Here is an 862-nt window from a genome sequence, read left to right as displayed (position 1 = left end):
CTAACTGGATAAGTACATGTAAACAGTAAGCAATGAGCGCAAGGAAGATTTGATTTTGAATGGCAGTTTCGCTCATACCATAAAAGTGTTTGATCTCTACATGCTGTTTGAGCCATTTGAAAAATAGCTCTATGGCCCACCGTTGACGGTAAATTTCACTAATCTCTTCGGAATTTAGATCGAAACGGTTAGTAATTAATCGCAAAATGTTCCCCTTTGTATCCACTACTTCAAGTAGACGGAATACATTCTCTGTGCGATTTTGCGTCGAACCGATGTAAACCATCTTGTCGGATAAAGCTGTAGCATCTTTAGGTACAGAAAATGATTCTACTTCACGAATGACGGCGTTTTTCTTTAGTCTGGACACGAAAAAGTAGCCTTCATCCGTCATTCGGTCAAATCGTTCATAGTCAACATATCCACGGTCAAACACATACATGGCTTCTTTGTCATCTACGAGAACTTCCAGTTGATTTCTGTCATGTTCTTTGGCTGTTGTAATCACAGTTTTTTCAGGATAGACGGTGCCCTTATCCATAAATACAAGTCGTAAATGTAGCTTAACTCCTGCTTTTGTTTTACGGAATTTCGCCCACTTATGATTCGTTAAGTTTAATGGAAGCGTGCTAGAATCAATGATTTTTAATGGCATGTATTTCCCATTTTTAAATTGGAGACCTTTGATTTTGTATGCAAGATCAAAGAATAAATGGGAAAGGATGGCTGGATTCATTTCATTGTTCTTCCTTGAAAGTTGCGATGGGCTAATCGATTCAAACCCCAATACTTTCTGAAGTTCACCATCTATTAGTGCATCGCTCATCTCTTCCAAGCTCTCAAATCCTTGTAATTGAGCAAG

The 862-nt window shown here is 38.5% G+C and carries 1 protein-coding gene; it reads right to left on the bottom strand.

Annotated elements, in window-relative coordinates:
- The coding region (locus B2C77_RS00065) for an IS4 family transposase (RefSeq protein ID WP_077701765.1) at positions 1–862 on the bottom strand (862 nt) is incomplete at both ends.

It is taken from the genome of Virgibacillus dokdonensis (genome assembly GCF_900166595.1).
Taxonomy (GTDB): domain Bacteria; phylum Bacillota; class Bacilli; order Bacillales; family Amphibacillaceae; genus Virgibacillus; species Virgibacillus dokdonensis.
The sequence above is the reverse complement of the archived record's forward strand: the minus strand, read 5'-3'. Positions and strand labels throughout refer to the sequence as shown.